Below are 21,175 nucleotides of genomic sequence, written 5' to 3'. Positions count from 1 at the left end.
AAAACATGGAATTATGAGAAAGTTACTATCATTATTATTTGTGGCTACATTGTTCTCTTGCGCCGATGATGTGATTATGGACTACAAAATAGACAAACCGGCATCTTTGGAACAGTACGAATACCTCAACGCTTACGAGGCATTGAAAAATTATGTAGACCGCGCAAGCAATCCGAACTTTAAGCTGGGATTGGCCATTTCTGTCAATCAGTTTCTGGAGAAAGGTGGAGTTTATGCCCTGGCATGTTCCAATTTCGATGAGCTGACAGCGGGCAATGCCATGAAGTATAGCTCTGTGGTTAGAGATAATGGTGCAATGGATTTTTCTACTGTCACCAATTTTGTGAATCTGGCAAAAGCTGCAAATCTCACTATCTACGGGCATACGTTGGCTTGGCATTCGCAACAGAACAATAAGTATCTGAATTCGCTGATCAAGGATAAGGAACTTAAGGTAGATCCAAATGCGGCGAATAATTTTATTGTCTACAATACGGGTACTGCCGGTGCAAATCCTTGGGATAAGCAAGCAATTTACTCGCTTCCGGTGGCATTGGAAGCCGGTGCTGACTATACACTGACTGTTGACATTAAAGCTTCTGATGCTTGCCAATGCGGCCTTTGGCCCATCTGGGATGCGAGTCCTAATAAGAACCAATGGGGTGGAAGTAATGATGTGCAATACTTGAATGAAAATACTATCGGTACCCAATGGGCTACTTATACATGGAAGTTCAATGCTGCATTTACTCACGATAAATTGCAGTTTGTGTTTGGAAAGCATGGCGGTACAATCTGTTTTGATAACCTTGTGCTTGTAAAAGATGGTACGGACGCCAACCTCATTAAAAACGGTGATTTTGCGGAGGCTGCTACAACCGGTTGGGGAAATAACAGGCAAGGGCCTTCCTTTGAAATTGGTAAGGAAGGTACAGCTTCTGCCATTTATTACCTTAATCAGGTAGAGAATAGTAAAATGGAGGTTGGAGGAAGTATGGCTAACTTTGTTGTTCGTGAAAAAGGGAAAAGTGATGTTCCCGGTACTATTATTGAAGGACAAGGTCCGGAAGGTATGAATTGCACGAAGATAACTTCTGTTGCAAATCCTAGTCAAGATTGGGATACTCAATTCTTTATTTATACCCCTAATAAAGAATGGGCAAGTGGGCAGAAATATAAAATTTCTTTTTGGTATAAAGCTTCTGCTGAAGCAGATTGTTCAACACAATGTCATGGCGAACCGGGAGCTTATAAGCATTGGGCTATGCTTCCTCAAAATCCTCATTTCACACAAGAGTGGCAGTACTATGAAGCGACGGGAAGTATTCCGGCAGAGGGTGCCGGTATGAAATCTATCGCCTTTAATCTCAACGTAGACAAAAATGCCGTAACATATTATTTTGCCAATATTGTTTGGGAATCGGAGGAAAAGGGAAATACTATCCCCCTCACTCCTGCCGAGAAGAAAGACACCCTTACATGGGCTATGAACAACTGGGTGGAAGGTATGATGAAAGCAACGGGTGGTTATGTCACTACTTGGGATGTGGTGAACGAAGCCATCGCAGGCGGCGGCGATGACGGCGAAGGCTTCTATCCTTTGCAATCCGCCAAGAACGTATCGGCAGAAGATGCCAAGAACAACTTCTATTGGCAAGACTACTTGGGAAGCGAAGACTATGTACGTATCGTGATAGCTACTGCCCGCAAGTATTATGCCGAAAACGGTGGTACGGCTCCGTTGAAGCTCTTCATCAACGACTACAATCTGGAATCCGACTGGGACGACAATAAGAAAGCCAAGAGTTTGGTACACTGGATTGAGAAGTGGGAATCCGACGGCGTGACGAAGATTGACGGTATCGGCACACAGATGCACGTAAGCTGCCATGCCAATGCTGCCATGCAGAAGAGCAAGGAAGAGCACGTGGTGAAGATGTTCGAGATTCTGGCCAAAAGCGGCAAGTTAGTGAAGATTTCCGAACTCGACATGGGCTATGTGAACGAAGACGGCAAGAGTGTGAAGACGGCAGACATGACCGAAGCGCAGCACAAAGCGATGGCCGAGTACTATAAGTTCATCGTGAAGAAGTACTTCGAGATTATTCCTGCTGCACAGCGATATGGCATCACCCAGTGGTGTGCCACCGACAGTCCTGCCGATTCGGGTTGGCGCGGTGGCGAACCCGTAGGTTTGTGGGATGCCAACTACAACCGTAAACACACTTACGCAGGCTTTGCCGATGGTTTGGCAGGAAAATAACCATTTAAATCAATAACCTTGATGGTAGAAGGCATTACGCTTTCTACCATCTATACCTCATCAATTAAACAAAGAAAACCGAAGTATTATCTTTAGAGACATGAAGCATATTCCCATTTTTTTCCTCTTTTTCTGCCTGTTTTTTTCTGCTTGTTCCGAGGAGTCTCTGCCACCTGAGCCGAAACCCAAGCCACAGCCGGAAGTGGAAGAGCCGCAGCCGAAGCCTGAACCGGAAGAGGTAGTGACCAACGTGTTGCCCGCCTTGAACGTGGTGGGGCGTTACTTGAAGAACGAAAAGGGGGAAATCGTTAACCTGCATGGATTTACGCAGACTTACAGCCCTTTCTTCAACAACAACGCATGGAACAACTATGATGTGCAAGCCTGCCTTGCATACAACAAACGCATGGTGGACGAGATACTGGCGGCAGGCTGGAAGTTCGACTTCGTGCGGATGCATCTCGACCCTTACTGGAGCGACGACCCCGATATGAAGTCCGTGCGCTACGAAGGACACGAACGCTTCTCCGAAGCCCGTTTCAGGAAATACCTCGACGCGCTGTTTGTGCCGATGGCGGAGTATTTCATCTCCAAAGGCCTGTATGTGGTGATGCGTCCGCCGGGCGTATGTCCGCATGCTGATCCTTACAAGGGCATCGAGTTGGGCGACAGTTATCAGTTCTTCCTCCTCAAAGTGTGGGACATCGTGGCGCAGCATACCAAGCTGAAGAACAACACGGGCGTGATGTTCGAGCTGGCCAACGAGCCTGTCAACATCAAAGGGACTGACGGCACTTACGGCAGTTGGGGCGATGGGCACTTCAAGAATCTCAAGCTGTACTTTCAGGAGATAGTGAATAAGGTTCGCAAGCATTGCCGCAACGTCATCTGGGTGCCGGGATTGGGCTACCAGTCTTTGTATGCCGGCTATGCCAAGCATCGCATCGAAGGAGAGAACATCGGCTTTGCAGTGCATTGCTATCCCGGATGGTATGGCAGCGACGCCGAAGAAGACAGTGCCGAGGGCATAGGAGCATCTGTGGGTGGAGGTTACGAGAGCTTCCTGCGTGGATGGAAGGCACAGGTAGGGCCGGTATCGGCTTTCGCCCCCATCATGGTGACGGAGATAGACTGGGCGCCGAAGAAGTACAACGCCACTTGGGGAAAGAGCATCACCGGCGTGGCGGGAGGAAAAGGCTTCGGGGCTAACTTCAAGCGCATTGCCGACGACGAGGGGAACGTGTCTTGGCTGTTCTTCACCACGAGGTCGCACGAGTTGGCGGCTTTCAAGGACGTGGAAGGTACGCCGGGCAACTACACTTTCCTCAACGACCCCGAAGCATGCGCATGGCCCATATACCATTGGTTTAAGGAATATGCCGAAGCAAAGAACAACAATTAGCCCCAAAGCAGCCGGGGAGCATATAAAGAATAAGAATAAATAATACTTATCGGTCTGATGACCGGTTTGGGTTAAATAATCGACAAGCAAAAAAGAACGAAAAATGAGAAACAAGAAAACAGTATTGGCCGGCCTGCTTGCCATCGTGGTGGCGGCTTGCGGTGCGCAGACAGCCGTAAAGAAAGAGGCGACGTTGAAAGATGCGTTAGGCGATAAGTTCCTTATCGGCACGGCGTTGAACACGCGGCAGTCGTCCGGACAAGACACGAATGCCGTGAAGGTGGTGAAAAAACATTTCAATGCCATTGTGGCCGAGAACTGCATGAAGAGCGAAGTGCTTCAGCCCGAAGAGGGGCGTTATGACTTCCGTCAGGCCGACGAGTTCGTGAAGTTCGGCGAAGACAACGGCATGACGGTGACGGGACATTGCCTTATCTGGCACTCGCAGTGCCCCCGTTGGTTCTTGGTGGACAAAGACGGGAAGAACGTTTCGGCCGAAGTGCTGAAGCAACGCATGAAAGAACACATCACAACTGTTGTGAGCCGCTACAAAGGCCGCATCCTCGGTTGGGACGTGGTGAACGAGGCAATTATGGAAGACGGTTCGTACCGCAAGAGCAAGTTCTACGAGATATTGGGCGAGGAGTTCATTCCGCTTGCTTTCCAATATGCCCACGAGGCCGACCCCGAAGCGGAGCTCTACTACAACGACTACAACATGCACGAACCCGGCAAGCGCGCCACGGTGGTGAAATTGGTGAACGACCTGAAGAAGCGCGGCCTGCGCATCGATGCCGTGGGCATGCAGGGGCACGTAGGCATGGACTATCCCGACCTGTCGGAGTTTGAGGCAAGCATGGAAGCTTATGCGGCAACCGGTGCGAAGGTGATGATTACGGAGTTCGACATGAGCGCACTGCCCACCATCAGCCGCTCGGCCAACGTGGCAGACAGGGTGGATTTTGAGAAGAAGACGTTGAATCCCTATCCCAATGGCTTGCCCGACAGCGTTTCGGTGGAATGGAACGCACGCATGGAGACGTTCATGAACCTCTTCATCAAGCACGCCGACTACGTGACCCGTGTGACGGCATGGGGCGTGAGCGACCGCGACTCATGGAAGAACAACTTCCCGATGCGTGGACGTACGGACTATCCGCTGTTCTTCGACCGCGAATATCGTCCGAAACCTTTCGTGCGGAAACTCATCGACGGCGTAGCGAAGTAAAACAGCCTCGCCACCCTCATACTTTTTTTAGAGGCGCAGATCGCTTCGGCTTCAAGACCCTCCGAGCAGAGGAGGAAACCTTGAAGGGCTGTGCGGTCTGCGCCTTTCTTGTTTCTCTCCGTCCGGGTTTTTGGAGGCCTTGCGCAGCGGTGTTTTGTGGGGACGGAAAGCTACCTATATTTATCTCGTTCGGTGTGCATATATCCGCAGCGTGGTGCGGATATATCTCCAGCACGGTGCGGATATATGCGCACCAAACAAGAAAAGTGGAGTTTGCAAGGGCTTGAGATACAGAAGTTTGCAAAACGTCATTTTCCCCCCAAAAATGCGCTCCGAAAGCATACTCGTTTTCCCCGTTCGGTGCGGCGGTGCGGATTGGCTTAGTGAAGCAGGCCTGTCGGTCGAAAAAAACAGCCCACGGCCCGCTTCATAGGCCATTATATGCAATATGTAACATCGGCAAAAGTTTTTGAAACATGTTTATGGGGCAGATTGGCAAAGAATGCTTTTCTTTGCCTCCGTCTGAAAGAACAAGATATTGAGTATGAAGAAAATGATTACGCTGATGCTGCTGTGGATGCTTTCCGCGCAGGCCACTTTTTTGAGGGCAACCGATAGATGGCTCTCTTTCCAACCCGATGGCGGAAGTTTCGCGCTGGTCACTCCGCAAAGCAAATCGTTCGCCATTTGGTGCGACGGGGCGGAACATAAGGGCGTGTTGAGGGCAGTGGGCAATTTGCAGGCCGACTTCGAGAGGGTGACGGCGGCAAAGCCCCGTTTGGTGACAGAGGCCGGAAAAGACGTACGCATTGTAGTGGGCTCGTGGGACAAGAGTCCGCTCGTTCGTCGGCTGATGAAAGCCGCCGGGATAGAAGCCGGCGTGTTGGAAGGCAAAAACGAGAAATTTCTCATCACCACCCTTCGTGCGCCGCTTCCTGAATCGGAGGAAGAAATACTGCTCATTGCCGGAAGCGACAAGCGCGGCACTATCTACGGCATCTACGAACTCTCTGCCCGTATAGGAGTTTCGCCTTGGTATTGGTGGATGGATGTCCCTGCAGAACAACACGATGCAATCCATATAAAAAGAGGTGTGTACACCGATGGCGAACCGGCCGTGAAGTACCGGGGCCTGTTCATCAACGACGAATGGCCCTGTCTGGGCAGCTGGGCCACCGCAAAGTTCGGCGAGTTCAACAGCAAGATGTACGAACATGTCTACGAGCTGCTGCTACGGCTCAAAGCCAATTTCCTGTGGCCTGCCATGTGGGCATCGGCCTTCTATGCCGACGACCCGATGAACAGCGTGCTGGCCGATGAAATGGGAATCATCGTAGGCACCTCTCACCACGAACCGATGGCACGCAACCATCAGGAGTGGGTAAGGAAACGCAAGGAATACGGGGCATGGGATTACGCCTCCAACCGGGAGGTGATAGACCGCTTCTTCCGCGAGGGAATGGAAAGGGCTGCCTCCACCGAAGACCTCATCACCATAGGGATGCGTGGCGACGGCGATGCCCCGATGGGTGGCGAAGAGGGCAAAGACCACGAATACGTGGCACGCTACAAGGAGAACATGCGCCTCATGGAGCAGATATTCAAGAACCAGCGCCGCATCATCAAGGAGGTGACGGGAAAGCCGGCCGAGAAGCGTCCGCAGGTATGGGCCATCTATAAGGAGGTGCAGAAATACTACGACATGGGTCTGCGTCCGCCCAAAGATGTCATCATGCTGGTGTGCGACGACAACTGGGGAAACGTGCGCCGTCTGCCCGATGCCGAAGGGCGGAAACATCCGGGAGGGTGGGGCATGTACTACCACGTGGACTATGTGGGTGCGCCCCGCAATACCAAGTGGTTGAACGTGACCCCCATTCAGAACCTGTGGGAGCAGATGCGCCTGACCTACGACTACGGTGTGGACAAGCTCTGGGTACTGAACGTGGGCGACATCAAGCCGATGGAATATCCCATTACATTGTTCTTGGATATGGCATGGAACCCACGAAGCTACAACGCCGACAACCTGCTGGAGCATACCGAGCGGTTCTGCGCCGCCCAGTTCGGCGAAGAGCAGGCCAAAGAGGCCATGCGCATCTTTAACCTCTACAGCAAATACAGCGGACGTGTCACGCCCGAGATGCTGGACCGCAACACCTACAACCTTGAAACGGGCGAATGGAAACAAGTGTCGGACGAGTTCCTGAAGCTGGAAGCCGAAGCCTTGAGGCAATACATCTCGTTGAAACCGGCCTACAAGGATGCTTACAAACAGCTCATCCTCTTCCCCGTGCAGGCCATGGCAAACCTTTATGAGATGTACTATGCCCAAGCCATGAACCATAAACTCTATAAGGAGAACAATCCGCAGGCCAACGAGTGGGCGGAGCGGGTGGAGCGTGCTTTTAAACGCGACGCCGAACTGTGCCACGACTACAATGAGCTGATGTCGGGCGGCAAGTGGAAGGGCATCATGACGCAGAAGCACATCGGATACACCTCGTGGAACGATGACTTCCCGGCCGACGTGCAGCCGGAAGTGTTCCGTGTGGCAGACGCCGGACGCCTTACGGGCGGATACACCTTCACCGGAGAGAACGGGGTGGTGGCTATCGAAGCCGAGCACTTCCATCGTGCCGTAGATGCCGCCGATGCCGCATGGAAAGTGATTCCGCATATGGGGCGCACGTTGAGCGGCGTAGCCTTGATGCCTTATACTGCTGCGGTGGACAATGCGTCGTTGAGCTACCGGATGCAGCTTCCGGCAGAACAGGAGTGGGTCGACGTGCACGTTGTGGTGAAGTCCACCTTGGCTTTCAGCAATGTGCAGGGGCACCGCTATTCCGTGGCTTTCGAGGGAGGCGCCGAAGAGGTAGTGAACTTCAATGGCGACCTGAACGAAGAGCCTGCCAACATCTACACCAAGTTCTATCCCACGGTGGCACGCCGGGTGGTGGAGAAGAAGATACGGATGCGCCTTCCGGAAACAAACTCCGGATTGCATATGCTGGTGCTGAAACCTCTGGAGCCCGGCATCGTTTTCGAGAAAATCGTGGTGGACTACGGAGGCTATAAAGAAAGCTACCTGTTCATGAACGAGTCTCCTTGCAGGCGCGAGCCGTAGCGTTGGAACGAAAAACATCGGGGGAATCCCCGGTCGGATATACCTTGTTTTAAAATCTTTAATTGAAATATCATGAAAAAAGTTCTTTTATTTGTTGTCTGCGTCCTCTGCGCCCTGCTGGTGAAAGCAGAAAAAGAGCCTTACCAGAATCCTGATTTAAGTTCGACGGAAAGAGCGAAGGACTTGCTCTCGCGTCTTACATTGGAAGAAAAAGCACAACTGATGTGCGACGTTTCCGAAGCCATTCCCCGGCTGGGAATCAAGAAGTTCAACTGGTGGAGCGAGGCGCTGCACGGCGTGGCCAATCAGGGAAACGTCACCGTGTTTCCCGAACCGATAGGAATGGCGGCCTCGTTCAACGAAGACCTGTTGTTCCGCATCTTCACCGCCACATCCGACGAGATGCGTGCCAAGTACAACGAGCGTATGCGCAACGGGCAGGAAGATGAACGCTTCCACAGCCTCTCGGTATGGACACCCAACGTAAACATCTTCCGCGACCCGCGCTGGGGACGCGGACAGGAAACCTACGGCGAAGACCCTTACCTGACATCGCAGATGGGAATAGCCGTGGTGAAGGGATTGCAAGGCCCTGAAAACGAGAAATACCGCAAGCTGCTGGCCTGCGCCAAGCACTATGCCGTACACAGCGGCCCGGAGTGGAGCCGCCACTCGGCCAACTTGAACAATGTGAGTCCCCGCGATTTGTGGGAGACCTACCTGCCTGCCTTCAAAGCATTGGTGCAGAAAGCCGATGTGCGCGAGGTGATGTGTGCCTACCAGCGTCTGGACGATGACCCATGCTGTGGCAACAGCCGTCTGCTCCAACAAATCCTGCGCGACGAATGGGGCTTCAAGTACATGGTGGTTTCGGATTGCGGTGCCATCTCCGATTTCTGGACTTCGCACAAGTCTTCGTCCACCGCCATGCATGCCGCCGCCAAAGGTGTGTTGGCCGGTACGGATGTGGAGTGCGGCTTCGGCTATGCTTACACCGAACTGCCCAAAGCCGTGAAGCAGGGACTGATTTCGGAAGAGGAGATAGACAAGCATGTGCTCCGCCTGCTCGAAGGCCGTTTTGAGCTGGGCGAGATGGACGACCCCTCGTTGGTGTCGTGGTCTAAGATTCCGGCATCGGTCATCAATTGCGACGCGCACAAAAAACTTGCTCTTGAGATGTCAAGACAAACCATGACTTTGTTGCAGAATAAGAATAATGTGCTGCCGCTGAGCAAGTCTGCCGGCAAGATTGCCGTTATCGGTCCGAATGCCGACGAGAAGGCCATGCTTTGGGGAAACTACAACGGGACGCCCAACCGAACCGTCACCATTCTGGATGGCATACGCGGCAAACTCGGCAAGAACAAAGTGACCTACCTGAGAGGTTGCGACTTGGTGAACAACCGCATTCTGGAATCCTATCTCGACCAATGCGGGATAGGCGGTAGACCCGGCATCAAGGCCACTTTTTGGAATAACCCCGACCGCGCAGGCGAACCGGTTTCCTCGCTTCGCACCACCCGCCCCATCAACGTGACCACCTACGGACAACATACGTTCGGTCCGGGCGTCAACCTCGAAAAGTTCTCTGCCAAATATGAGACGGTGTTCAGACCGAAAGAATCGGGCGAGGTACTTCTCAGCATGGAAGGATGCAGCTATTTCGAACTGTTCGTCAACGGCGAGTCCATGCGCAAGGAACGCACGTGGCGTACCACCGACACACGCACCTTGCTGCAAGTGGAAAAAGGAAAAGAATATAAGATAGAGATATTGTATGCACAGGTAGAGAATTGGGCGGCCAACCTCAAGTTCAATCTTGGGAAAGAGACCGACATCGACTACGGACAGAGCATAGCCCGGCTGAAAGGCATTGAGACTGTTGTGTTTGTAGGAGGAATCTCTCCGCAATTGGAGGGTGAGGAGATGCCGGTGGAACTGCCCGGATTCAAAGGTGGCGACCGCACCGACATCGAACTGCCTGCCGTGCAGCGCAACTTCTTGAAGGCTTTGAAAGAAGCGGGAAAGAAAGTGATTCTGGTCAACTGTTCAGGTTCGGCCATTGCCCTGCTGCCCGAAACGGAGAGCTGCGATGCCATCCTTCAGGCTTGGTATGGTGGCGAACTGGGCGGCGAAGCGGTGGCCGACGTGCTGTTTGGCGACTATAACCCTTCGGGCAAGCTGCCGGTGACATTCTACAAATCGAGCGACCAACTGCCCGATTACGAAGATTATTCAATGAAAGGGCGTACCTATCGTTATATGTCCGATGCGTTGTTTCCTTTCGGCTACGGATTGAGTTACACCGACTTCAGCTTCGGCGAGGCACGGGCGGACAAGGCGAAACGCACACTGATCGTGCCCGTGAGCAACACCGGTAAGCGTGCCGGTACGGAGGTAGTGCAGGTGTACGTGCGTAAAGTGGGCGACACCGACGGACCGTTGAAGAGCCTGAAAGCTTATCAGCGTGTCTCCCTGAAGCCGGGCGAAAGCAAGGACGTGGTGCTGCAACTCTCGGACGAGGCGTTTGAATTCTTCGACCACAGCACGAACACCATGCGCGTGACGCCGGGTGCCCGGTATGAGGTGTTCTACGGCAACAGTTCCAAGGATGAAGACCTGAAGATGATAGTGATGGATTGAGAATAGAAAACGAACATTGCCCTTTTGCTAATGAAAAACAAATCAATCATATCGGCATTTGCCTTTCTGTGCTTGACGTCCGTTGCGATGCAGGCACAGAACCCCATTATCCGCGACCAGTTTTCGGCCGATCCCACGGCCAGAGTGTTTGAGGGAAAGATGTACGTCTACCCTTCTCATGACATACCAAGTCCCATAGAGCGGCTGAAGGAGTGGTTCTGCATGGCCGACTATCATGTGTTTTCCTCCGAAAACCTGACCGACTGGAAAGACCACGGCGTCATCGTCAGTCAGGAGCGTGTCCCGTGGGTGCAGCCCGAATCGTATTCCATGTGGGCGCCCGACTGCGTCTTTAAAGATGGCAAGTACTACTTCTATTTCCCATCCACGCCACGTGGCGGAGAGAGGGGCTTTGCCGTGGGAGTGGCTGTGAGCGATAAACCATACGGTCCTTTTATTCCACAGATGCGTGCCATAGAAGGCGTGAGGGGCATCGACCCTTGTGTGCTGACCGACAAGGACGGGCAGAGCTACATCTATTGGGCAGGCGGTGGCATGTGGATGGCAAAGCTGAAAGACAATATGCTGGAACTGGCTTCCGAACCCGTGCAAGTGCAGAAGTTGCCCGATGGGTTCAAGGAAGGCCCTTTCGTCTTTGAGCGCGGCGGCAAGTATTATTACACTTTCCCGTGGGTGCAGGACAAGACCGAAACATTGGCCTATGCCATGGGCGACCATCCGATGGGACCTTTCGAGTTTAAAGGAATCATCATGGACCAATCCCCTACCGGATGCTGGACAAACCACCACTCCATCGTGGAGTATCAGGGACAATGGTATCTATTTTATCATCATAACGACTATTCGCCGCAGTTCGATAAAAACCGTTCGGTGCGGGTAGATTCGCTTTCTTTCAATGAGGACGGAACGATACGCAAAGTAATTCCCACTCTGCGTGGGGTAGGAATCACGGATGCCCGTACCAGAATCCAGATAGACCGTTATAGCCGTACGGCTCCCGCCGGAGTCTCCATCGCATTCTTGGACGAGGCCGATAAATTCCGGGGGTGGAAAGCGGTCTTCAGCAGAAAGAATGCGTGGCTGCAATACGACCGGGTGGACTTCGGCAATGAAAAGGTGGAGAGGCTGACGGTACGCGCCCGTTCGTTCTCTGCCAATGTGCTGCAAGTGCGGGCAGGCGGAAAGGACGGAAAGTTGATAGCGTCTGTGCCCATCCCGCGCAGCAAGGAGTGGACAGAGAGCTGTGTGGCTGTGGCCTCGGCTCCGCAGGGAATACATGATCTGCACATCTCGCTTCAGAAAGGCGGAAAGGTGGAAGTGGATTGGATAGGTTTCGATGCCCTTCCGTGGGAAGCCGGCGCGTTCGAGACGAGGCAGTACCGCAACCTGTTCGCCGAGATGGGATACAAGCAGGCCGACATCGACGCCAAACTGAAAGAGGCATTCGACGGCATCTTCTACGGACCTGACAAAGTCTATTTTGAAGTGGGCGATTCGATGGCCTACATCAGCGATGTCAAGAACCACGACGTGCGCACGGAGGGCATGTCCTACGGACTGATGATTGCCGTGCAGTTCGACCGCAAGGATATCTTCGACCGCCTCTGGCGTTGGGGAAAGAAATACATGCAGCATCAGTCAGGCCCGATGAAAGGATACTTTGCATGGAGCTGCAAGACCGACGGTACGCGCAACGCACAAGGTCCGGCCTCGGATGGCGAGTTCTATTACGTCACGTCGCTCATCTTCGCCTCCAACCGTTGGGGAAACGATACAGGCATCGACTATCTGGCTGAAGCCCGGCACATACTGGACTGCTCCATGCAGAAGACCGGAATGGATCGTGTGGTGCCTTTTATCCATACGGAGCGTAAGCTGATAACCTTTACGCCCGATCCGTGGGGCGGGAGCTTCACCGACCCCTCCTATCACCTGCCTGCCTTCTACGAGGTATGGGCAAGATGGGCGGACGACGGACGGGCAGGCTTCTGGCGCGAGTGCGCCCGGCAGAGCAGGGAGTATCTGCACCGCAGCATTCACCCCGTGACGGGACTCAACCCCGACTATAACAATTACGACGGTACATTGCTGGGCGGCAACCGCATCATCGGCGATGCTTTCCGTTTCGACTCTTGGCGTGTACCCATGAACATTGCGTTGGATTATTCTTGGGCATGCGAAGATGCCAAATGGCAGCAACAGTACGGGAACAAGATACAGAACTTCTTCTACAACGAGGGCATAGACACTTTTGTAGATCAGTATAATGTGGACGGCACGCAGGTAAAGGAGATTTTGGATGCCGGGGGATATAAAAAGTTACGCCACTCCTTGGGGCTGGTGGCCACTGCCGCAGCCGTGTCGCTGACCGTCACTCATTGCAAGAGCCGTGAGTTCGTAGACCGCCTTTGGAATGCAAGACATGTGCCTTATGAAGACGGCTATTTCGATGCCTATTACGACGGACTGCTCCGGCTGTTTGCTTTCATGCACCTGAGCGGGCAATACCGGATTATCTTTCCCGAAAGATGAGGAGCAGAAAAAAGGCCGGCAAGAGGCCGTTTTGCAGGGCATCGGTGTCTGCCTTCAAAACACTTGTGTTTGTCGTGTCAGGCACTTGTGTCTGTCAGCTCAAACACAAGTGCCTGTCGGCTCAAACACCGGTGTTTGACAAAAGGGCTGCGAATGCCTGAAAAAGAAACCTCCTCCTTGAGAGGCAGAACGCAGAACAAGAGCATGATACAGAGATATACAACAAACGATTTCCGGCAACGGAGAGGTCGTGATGGCGAATCAATAATCTATATGACATGAAAAAGGTTTTATTTTCCGTCCTTTTGTGGGTGGGGTTATTCTTGGCAGGAGCCGAGGCTTTTGCGCAAGACGAGAATTTTTACGTTTATCTGTGTCTCGGACAATCGAACATGGAAGGTAGTGCACATTATGAAGCACAAGACACATTGGTCAATCCGCGTTTTCAGGTACTGTCGGCGGTAGACAACAAAGAATTGGGCAGAGTGAAGGGCAACTGGTATCCCGCCCGTGCCCCGCTGTGCCGCCCTAATACGGGGTTGACGCCTGCCGATTACTTCGGGCGGACAATGGTGGAGAATCTTCCGGAAAACGTGCGGATAGGTGTGGTGCACGTGGCCGTTGGAGGTTGCAGGATAGAACTTTTCCAGAAAGACAAGCGTGAGGCGTACGTCAAGACAGCTCCCGACTGGATGGCCGGTATATTGAAGGCGTATGACAACGACCCGTACGGCCGCTTGGTGGAGATGGCCAAGATTGCCCGGAAAGACGGCGTGATAAAGGGCATCCTGCTGCATCAAGGCGAATCGAACACCGGTGAGCAGGATTGGCCGCAGAAAGTAAAGAGCGTTTATGAGAGTTTGTTGGCCGATTTGAACCTGAAGGCCGAAGAGGTGCCTTTGCTCGCAGGCGAAGTGGTCAATGCCGACCACGGAGGCGTGTGTGCAAGCATGAACCCGATTATCGCCACCCTGCCGCAAGTAATTAAGAATGCTGCCGTTGTCTCTTCCAAAGGCTTGAGCTGTGCCGCCGACCACCTGCATTTCGATGCTGCCGGCTATCGGGTGTTGGGACGTCGCTATGCCGAGCAAATGTTGAAGCTGATGGGCAAGGAGCTGATTACGGCGGAAGAGATAATGAAGAGCACGACGCCTGCTTCTACCAACATGCACGGGTGCGACTTTCCCCGGTTAGATAAAGAAAACCGTGCTTATTTCCGCATTCACTCGCCTCACGTGAAGCGTCTTCAGGTGGATATATGCGGCAAGAAGTACGATATGAGCAAGGATGAAAACGGCTGGTGGACAGTCAAGACCGAGCCGTTGGTGGTAGGTTTCCACTACTACTTCCTGTTGGTGGACGGTTTTTCCGTCATCGACCCCATGACCACTACTTTCTTCGGGTGCAGCCGCATGGCAGGTGGCATCGAAGTGCCCGAAGGAGAAGAGGGTAATTACTATCGCACGCAGCACGTGCCCCACGGACAGGTGCGCACATGCACGTACTACTCTGAGACGCAGCAGCGTTTCCGCCGTTGTGTGGTATATACGCCTGCCGAATACGAAACGAAGCCCAAGAAGCGCTATCCGGTGCTCTACCTGCAACACGGCATGGGCGAAGACGAGACCGGCTGGAGCACACAAGGACTGATGTACAACATTATGGACAACCAGATTGCCGAAGGAAAGTGCGTGCCGATGATCGTGGTGATGGAGAGCGGCGATGTGGAAGTGGGCTTCCGTCCCCGTCCCGGCAAGGATGTGAACGAAGAACGCAACCTGTATGGCGCCTCTTTTGCCAAGCTGATGATAAACGACCTCATCCCTATGATAGACAAAACGTTCCGCACCTATACCGACCGCGAGCATCGCGCCATGGCGGGATTGTCTTGGGGAGGTAAGCAGACGTTCGACATCACGCTGACCAATCTGGATAAGTTCTCCTATATCGGAGGTTTCAGCGGCGCCATCTTCGGCTTGAATGTAGAAGACGCCTTTAACGGGGTATTTACCGATGCCGCCGCTTTCAACAAGAAGGTGCACTGCTTGTTCCTCGGATGCGGAACCGAAGAAAACATGGGAACCGCACAATTGGTGAAATCGCTCCGCGACATGGGCATTCGCGTAGCTTCGTATGAGTCGCAAGGCACAGCGCACGAATGGCTTACTTGGCGCAGATGCCTGAATGAGTTCCTGCCGAATCTGTTTAAATAGACCATTACCTTTATTACGATGAACATATTCAGAATACTTTTACTCTTATGCGTACTATCGGGCGGCACACTGCTGCAAGCGCAACAAAGGGCAACGAACCCGTTGATTTATGCCGATGTGCCCGACATGTCGATGGTGCGTGTGGGCGACACCTATTATATGAGCAGCACTACGATGCACATGGTGCCGGGTGTACCTATCATGAAATCGAAAGACCTTGCCAACTGGGAGTTGGTGAACTATGCCTGCGACGTCCTGACCGGCGAATTGCCGACCATGAATCTGGACGGCGGACAGAACACCTACGGACGCGGGTCGTGGGCAAGCTGCATCCGCCACCATAAAGGAATGTATTACGTATCCACTTTTGCGCAGACCACCGGCAAGACCTATTTCTTTGTCACCGCAGATATAGAGAAAGGTCCGTGGAAGCGCATCGAGTTCTCGCCCTCCTGCCACGACCATACCTTTTTCTTTGACGATGACGGGCGCATCTACCTGATATACGGCAACGGCAAGCTGTTCATTGCCGAGTTGGAAGCAGACCTATCGGGTCTGAAGCCGGGCACCGAACGCGTATTGCTGGAGAATGCCAGCGCTCCGGCAGGCGACCGGATTATGCTGGGCGCCGAAGGTTCGCAACTCTTCAAGGTAAACGGCAAGTACTATCTGGTCAACATCGTCTGGCCTCGCGGCGGCATGCGCACTGTGTTGGTGCATCGTGCCGATAGTATCAACGGCCCGTATGAGGGGAAGGTCGCCTTTCAGGATCGCGGCATTGCGCAGGGTGGACTGATAGATACGCCCGACGGGCGCTGGTTTGCCTACCTGTTTCAGGACTGCGGTGCCGTGGGACGCATTCCTTATTTGGTACCTGTTCGGTGGGAAGACGGCTGGCCGGTGTTTGGCGTCAACGGCGTAGCTCCCGACGAACTGGAACTTCCGGCAAGCAAAGGCCTGATGCCGGGCATTGTCTGTTCCGACGACTTCGTACGGAAACCCGGCGAGGCTGCGTTGCCGCTTGTGTGGCAGTGGAATCATAATCCCGACAATGCACTGTGGTCGGTCACTGCCCGCAAAGGCTACCTGCGCCTGACCACCGGACGTGTGGAGACTTCTTTCATGCAAGCCAAGAACACATTGACGCAGCGCACCATCGGCCCGGTTTGCTCCGGCTTCGTGCGCATGGACGTCACGGGCATGAAGGAAGGCGACTTTGCCGGACTCTCACTCTTCCAGCGCAAGTACGGACAAGTGGGTGTGAAGGTGGTAGGCGGCAAGAAGCGCATCGTGATGGTGAACGGGGAGGCGGACGAACCGGTGGAAGTGGAAAGCCTGCCCTTAAACGGAAAGGCGGTTTACCTCAAGGCCGAATGCGACTTCAGAAACCGGACGGATAAAGGACGTTTCTATTATAGCACGGACGGCAGCACATGGACACTGATAGGAAACACCTTGCAGATGTCGTACACCATGCCTCACTTTATGGGCTATCGCTTCGCCCTATTCAATTACGCCACCCGAAAGGCAGGCGGACACGTCGATTTCGATTATTTCAGGTTAGAAGATGAGATTTCGGATTAAAGGGCCTCACTCCCGTGTCTTTTCCATATAGGAGCTGGGCGACACACCGTAAAGCTCCTTGAAAACCGTAGAGAAGTAGGCGACATTCGTAAATCCCGTCAGTGTGGCAACTTCGTTGATGCTGTGCTTCTTGCTGGCCAACAGAGTTGCCGCCTGTTTCAGTCGCACGTTCCGTATCAGGTCGCGGGTAGTCTGGTTGGTCAGCTCCTTCAGCTTTCTGTGCAGATGCACGCGGCTGATACCGACGTTTTCGGCAATCATTTCCACGTTCAGCTCCGGGTTGCTTAGTTGCTCGTTGATGACTTTCATGATTCTGTTCAGCAGACGTTCGTCAGGCGACTCCAATTCGGGTGTCTGGATGTGCCTCTCCTGCTCTTGGTTGCCTTGGAAGTTATTCTTCAGCACTTCCCGGTTCTTGATAAGGTTAAAGGCGGTTTGCCGCACGATTTCAATGTTGAATGGCTTTGTGATATAAGCATCCGCCCCTATGCTGAGCCCTTCTATATTATCCTCTTCCCTATTCTTGGCGGTAAGCAGGATGACGGGGATGTGGTTGAGGTGGATGTTCCCCTTCACTTTCCGGCAAAGCGTCATGCCGTCCATTTCGGGCATCATCACATCGCTGATTATCAAGTCGGGCATTCGGTCGTGCACAAGGGCAAGTGCCTCTTTCCCGTTGGTACATTCCTGCACGTGGAAGTCAGAACCCAGTTCACGGCGGATGTAACGGCGTATCTCCTCGTCGTCCTCTGCCACTAATATGCGGTGTTTGGTCTTGGTCGGTTTACCGTCGTTCTCTTCCGGCTCGGCAGGTGCGAGAGGGGCAGCCAGCGCATCTGCGTGGTGGGTGGGTTCGGCAATGGTGTCTTCTATTTCCGACTCGCTAAGGTGCGCTTTCCCCAGTGGCAGGCGTATGATGAAGCTACATCCCGGTGTATCGCTGTTGTTCCGCACCTCTATTGTGCCGTGATGCAGTTCCACTAACGAGCGTGTCAGGTGCAGGCCGATACCCGTGCCCATGTTCGATTCATTCTGGTTGTTCTGTATCTGGTAGAAGCGATCGAAGATATGCTTCTCTTCATTCTCCTTGATGCCGATTCCGCTGTCCTTTACAACGATCTCAAAGTAGTGGCGCATGGCGGCGGAGGGTGCTTCGAGATCTTCGCCCGTGTGCAGGTCAATGTCTATGTTCCCTCCTTCGGGTGTGTACTTAAAGGCGTTGGAGAGGATGTTCATGATGACCTTGTCGAAGTTATTCGAGTCGATGAACGCCATCAGCTCCTCTACTTCGGGGCGGAAGTTCAGTTTAATGTGTTTGGCCGTGGCAAGGTGCTCGAACGTGTGATAAAGGTCTTGCACGAAACTCACAATCTCCGTTTCTCTGAAGCGGAGCTGCATCTGTCCCTTGTCTATTTTCCGCACGTCCATCAGTTGGTTCACAAGCCGTAGAATCCGTTTGGCGTTACGGTATATCAGTCCGTAGTTCCGCTGCCGCTCTTTGTCCGTGTCTGTTTCAATCAGCTTTTGCAGGGGACTGATGATGAGCGACATCGGCGTACGTATCTCGTGGGAAATGTTGATGAAGAACTGAAGTTTGGCTTCATTCAGCTGCTCAGCGTGCCGATGTTTCTGCATGGCTTGGCGTGTGCGGTAGCGTTGGCGGATTTGCAGGGCAATCAGTGCGATAATGCCCGCCGTGATGAGGAAATAGAGCATCTTGGCCCACCGTGACTCGTACCAAGGGGGCGAGATGGTGATTTTGATTTCTTTTGTCTCGGAATAGTTGTTATAGTCTTTGGCCTTCACACGGAAGAGGTATGTGCCAGGCACCAAGTCGCTGAAAGACACCCGGTTGATGCCCGGTTGCAGACTGACCCAAGCGCCGTTGTTCAGCGTGTAGGTATAGCTGATTCGTTCGGGGTTGTAGAATTCCATGGCCGAAAACTCGATACTGAACGAGTTGTCTTTGTATGAAAGCCGGAACTCTTCCGCATCGGTTACGGAGGTGGTCACGATGTCCCGGTTGCCCGATTGCATGCCGGCTCTCACGGCTTTGTCGTGTATGTAGAAGTCGACAATGCGTATTTCGGGCTTCTTGTTGATGTCGTTTATTTTATTGGGGGTGAAGTAGGTGATGCCGTTCGTTCCTCCGAAGAACAGTTCCTTGCGTGCGCTGGTGCAGACAGCACCTTTGCTGAATTCGTTCCCCTGCAATCCGTCGCCCGCATAGAAGTTGACAAAGACCTTGGTTTTGGGGTTGAAGCGCGAGATGCCGAAGTTGGTGCTTATCCACAGGTTGCCGTTGCTGTCTGCCTTGATGGCCGATATGGAGTTGCTCGGAAGCCCGTCTTCCATTGTAAATTCTTGAATGTTTCCCTGTCTTGGGTCGAGGAATTTCAGTCCCTGCGTGGAGCCTATCCATATTCCTCCGTCTGCGTCTTCAAATAGGGCGGAAACGACAATTCCCGGCAGCAAACGGTTGGTCTTGTGGGTAGAGGCAAAGTGTCCGGTGGCGATGTCGAGGCAACCCAAGCCATCGTATGTGCCTATGTAGAGTTTGTCATTCCGGGTGTGCAGCAGGCAGTTTATCCAAGCATTGTGCAGCATGTTGGCATCGGTGCGGTATTCCAGTCCGCTTTTGGGAGTAGGATAGCAGAATACCTTTTTCGTGTCGAGTTGCATGCGGAAGAGTCCGGCTCCCATGGAACCTATCCACAACTGTTTGCGGTTGTCTTCTACCATGCAGTAGATGCTTTGGGCATTTTGCCCGTTCTTGTCGGGCAGGTGCATGTAGTCGCATCGGCCGGTCAGCGGATTGAGGCGGGCGAGGCCGTCGCGGTAGGAACCTATCCATAGATTCCGGTTGGAGTCTTCGTATACGCTCATGATGGTGGGCGATACGGAGTAGGCGGTATCTGCCGTCTGCACAAAGTGTACTTTTGGGTTTCCGTCGGGATGAATGCCGTATATGCCGTCATTGTCTGTCCCCACCCAAATTGTCCCGTCGCGGCTTTGGCAAATGGACATGATGCAGCCCGAACCGATGGAGTTGTGCGTGGACGATTTGTAGCCTATATACTTGAAGCCGTTCGTGATGGTAGGCAGCACCATCACGCCTTTCTGAAAGAATCCTAACCAGATGTTCCCTTGCTTGTCTTTCAGGATGGAGTGCACTTTGGCCTTGTCCGAATCGAAGGCGGAGGTAATGATGCGGCTGTCTTCGACGACCTGCCTGCTTATGTTGTAAACCTTCATGCCGTTTCCGTCCGTACCGATATAAATCTCATTGTCGCCCATGCGCGTGAGGGTCTTGACGGGAAGGGAAGAGTGTACTCCGTGGGTGATGTGTACGAACTTGTCCGCCTGTGCATCGTATCTGAACAAGCCTCTTTTGAGGCATCCTATGTAGATGTTTCCCCGGTTGTCTTCGCAGATGCACGAGGGCCACATGAAGTCCTTGCCGCTTGGATAGTTCACGGTCTGCCCGCCTTTCTTTATGCGGAACACGCCCTTGTCGTCGGTGATTACCCACAAGGTTTCGGTGCGGTCTTCGTAGAGTCCGTTGACGAAGAAAGTGGGTAGCAGGTCGGGCATTTGGCGGGCTTCTATCTTCTTTGCTTCGGGGTTCAGCAAGAAAACGCCGTGCCCCGATGTGCCGATAAGTACGTCGCCGTTCTTGCGTTCGATGATGCTGGATATGTTGGCATTCACGGTGGGACTGCTGTTGAAGTCCATGGGTACGTTGGTGAAACGTTCCGTACTGCGGTCGTAGGTTTGCACTCCCGTCAATGTTCCCACGAAGAAGTGCTGCTTTCTGTCTTCAAAAAGCACGCGGGTATAGTTGTTCTGCAAAGAGAAAGGGTTCTTTTCCTGATGCTTGTATGCCGTGAACTTGCTTCCGTCGTAGCGGTTCAGTCCGTCTTCAGTGGCCATCCATACAATACCTTTCCGGTCTTGGTAGATGCTGTTTATCATGCTGCTCGACAGCTCCCGGTCTACGGTGAAAAGTTTCCCTTTTTGTCCGTGGCACAAGGTTGATATATACAGAAGCAGAAATAGGATGGTGACTTTGTTTCTCATGGCGCATTATATATGTCGCAAAAATAAGAAAAAGAACCGCTTTTTGGTATTTGTATTGGTGAAAAAACACTTAAAGCGGCTA

Annotated in this window: 8 protein-coding genes and 1 pseudogene; 8 read left to right on the top strand and 1 reads right to left on the bottom strand. The window is 52.9% G+C overall.

Going from position 1 to position 21,175, the window contains the following annotated elements:
• Nucleotides 1-13: 13 nt before the first annotated feature.
• From C3V43_RS09005 to C3V43_RS08970, 8 genes and pseudogenes are all read left to right on the top strand, one after another.
• The gene (locus C3V43_RS09005) at nt 14-2,263 is read left to right on the top strand and encodes an endo-1,4-beta-xylanase (RefSeq protein ID WP_106069523.1); all 2,250 of its coding nucleotides are present in this window, start codon (nt 14-16) and stop codon (nt 2,261-2,263) included.
• 100 nt (nt 2,264-2,363) lie between these two features.
• Nucleotides 2,364-3,647, top strand: a pseudogene (locus C3V43_RS09000) (glycoside hydrolase family 5 protein); the annotation flags it as partial.
• 121 nt (nt 3,648-3,768) lie between these two features.
• Nucleotides 3,769-4,893, top strand: coding sequence for an endo-1,4-beta-xylanase (locus C3V43_RS08995; protein WP_106069521.1), 1,125 nt, complete (start codon nt 3,769-3,771; stop codon nt 4,891-4,893).
• A gap of 553 nt (nt 4,894-5,446) precedes the next feature.
• A complete protein-coding gene (locus C3V43_RS08990) occupies nt 5,447-8,020 on the top strand; it encodes a glycosyl hydrolase 115 family protein (RefSeq protein WP_317046019.1) in 2,574 nt (857 codons plus the stop codon).
• Between the two features lie 72 nt (nt 8,021-8,092).
• Nucleotides 8,093-10,663: a xylan 1,4-beta-xylosidase gene (gene xyl3A / locus C3V43_RS08985; RefSeq protein ID WP_106069519.1), complete on the top strand. Its 2,571-nt coding sequence runs from the start codon at nt 8,093-8,095 to the stop codon at nt 10,661-10,663.
• Nucleotides 10,664-10,693: 30 nt separating this feature from the next.
• Nucleotides 10,694-13,216, top strand: coding sequence for a glycosyl hydrolase family 8 (locus tag C3V43_RS08980; RefSeq protein WP_106069518.1), 2,523 nt, complete (start codon nt 10,694-10,696; stop codon nt 13,214-13,216).
• 278 nt (nt 13,217-13,494) lie between these two features.
• On the top strand, nt 13,495-15,429 hold the full coding sequence (locus tag C3V43_RS08975) for a sialate O-acetylesterase (protein ID WP_106069517.1): 1,935 nt from the start codon (nt 13,495-13,497) through the stop codon (nt 15,427-15,429).
• Between the two features lie 18 nt (nt 15,430-15,447).
• Nucleotides 15,448-17,013: a glycoside hydrolase family 43 protein gene (locus C3V43_RS08970; RefSeq protein ID WP_106069516.1), complete on the top strand. Its 1,566-nt coding sequence runs from the start codon at nt 15,448-15,450 to the stop codon at nt 17,011-17,013.
• 6 nt (nt 17,014-17,019) lie between these two features.
• On the opposite strand, the gene C3V43_RS08965 is transcribed toward C3V43_RS08970, so the two are convergent.
• Nucleotides 17,020-21,093: a hybrid sensor histidine kinase/response regulator transcription factor gene (locus C3V43_RS08965; protein ID WP_106069515.1), complete on the bottom strand. Its 4,074-nt coding sequence runs from the start codon at nt 21,091-21,093 to the stop codon at nt 17,020-17,022.
• Nucleotides 21,094-21,175: the final 82 nt, after the last annotated feature.

Origin of the sequence: Prevotella heparinolytica (assembly GCF_002998535.1) — a bacterium.
Lineage (GTDB): Bacteria > Bacteroidota > Bacteroidia > Bacteroidales > Bacteroidaceae > Bacteroides > Bacteroides heparinolyticus.
The sequence above is the reverse complement of the archived record's forward strand: the minus strand, read 5'-3'. Positions and strand labels throughout refer to the sequence as shown.